The sequence below is a fragment of the Arthrobacter sp. Y3221157 genome (assembly GCF_059089865.1).
The window spans coordinates 1-1553 of the sequence record NZ_JBNHFD010000187.1; the positions used below are offsets into that span (position 1 = coordinate 1).

A 1553-nucleotide genomic window follows, 5' to 3' on the forward strand; every position below is an offset into this window, starting at 1 on the left:
CCGCCATTGGAAGCCGTACTGGGCGGCGAGCGCGCGTCCGGCGGCCTCGTTCCGCGCAATCACCGTGACGTCCTTGAAGCCGGCGTCCCGGAGTGCCGCCACGGTGGCCTTGGCCATGCCGCCGGCGCCCTGGACCAGGACCGAGTAGCCGGTGGGTACCGAATTGCTGGCGAGCAGCTGTTCGATGGCCGTGTAGTCGGTGTTGTAGGCCTTGAGGTGGCCGTCCGTGTTCACGATGGTGTTCACCGAGTCGATGGCCTTGGCGGAGGGGTCCATCTCGTCAACGAGGGCGATGACGTCCTCCTTGTACGGCATGGAGATGGCGCAGCCACGGATGCCCAGCCCGCGGACCCCGGCGATGGCCTGTTCCAGGTTGGTGGGGGCGAACGCCTTGTAGATCCAGTTGAGCTCGAGCTGGTCATACAGGTGGTTGTGGAACCTGGTCCCGTTGTTGCTGGGACGGGCCGAGAGCGAGATGCAGAGAGTCATGTCTTTATTCAGAATGGGCACCTGACCATTAAACGCGCTCAGGCGGGGCAGCCCGTTCCGGCCGGTATGTTCCCGACGGCTGCAGGCAGCTTTCCGGGCGCCGGCGCCTTCCCTGCCAGCACGGCGGCGAGAGCGTCGAACGCGGCATCGCTGCGGCCGTAGAGCGCCAGTCGGACCGGCGCCGGGGAGGCCTGCAGCGTCCATGGGACGTCCAGCGCCACCTCGATGTCTCCTCCGGCGGGCCGCCCGCCGTGTCCGATGAGGTTCACCACCGGCCCCGATCCCAGGCTGAGGCCTGCCCGGGTGGCGGCGGCCTCGAAGCGTTGCCGGTCCCCCGGCCCGCCGCCTGCCACCCGGACAGCCCCCGGAACCAGCGGTCCGCTGCAGGGCCCGGACACTACCGTGACGGCCGAGGCCGAGACCCGGGCGGAGACTGGTGCCGCGCTGCCGGCCGGCGTCCCTGCTGCAGGGCCTCTCCGTCCCTGCCAGACCATCATCGTGGCCACCCGCCGGGCGGCCTCGTCCAGCCTTTCAGCGGGGAGCGTTCCTGATTTCACCGCTGCAACGATGGCGGCATGGGCCTGGGCGACGTCGGCGGGCATCAGCAGCAGGTCGGCACCCGCTGCGAGCGCCATCACCGCGGCGGTTCCGCCGGGGTACTGCTTGGTTACCGCGCCCATGTTCAGGGCGTCCGTCACCGCCACACCCTTGAATCCCAGTCCGCGCAGGGCGGCATAGGTGGGAGCAGAGAGCGACGCCGGGACGCCGGGTTCCAGCGCGGGCACGGCAATGTGCCCGGTCATCACCATCGGAGTTCCGGCGGCTATGGCGGCCTGGAAGGGCTTCCAGTCCCTGCCGCGGAGTTCCTCCACGCCTGCGGGCTGGACCGGCAGGTGGTGGTGGGAATCGGCCGTGACGGAACCATGCCCGGGGAAGTGCTTCACCGTGGGCAGGACACCCGCAGCCACTGTTGAGCATGGACACGACCACGGGCATGTCGCCGCCGCCGATGGAGGCGACCAGGTGCCAGCCCAGCCCGAGGGCGAGGACAGTGACGACGATGA

At 69.7% G+C, this 1553-nt stretch carries 1 protein-coding gene and 2 pseudogenes; all 3 read right to left on the reverse strand.

Features of this window, described 5'->3' with window-relative positions; all coding sequences use genetic code 11:
• A pseudogene (locus AC5RTT_RS20505) lies at positions 1-489 on the reverse strand (shikimate 5-dehydrogenase); the annotation flags it as partial.
• A gap of 38 nt (positions 490-527) precedes the next feature.
• Positions 528-1433, reverse strand: coding sequence for a glycoside hydrolase family 3 N-terminal domain-containing protein (locus AC5RTT_RS20510; protein ID WP_494146699.1), 906 nt, complete (start codon positions 1431-1433; stop codon positions 528-530).
• 4 nt (positions 1434-1437) lie between these two features.
• Positions 1438-1553 (reverse strand): annotated as a pseudogene (locus tag AC5RTT_RS20515) (NAD(P)(+) transhydrogenase (Re/Si-specific) subunit beta); the annotation flags it as partial.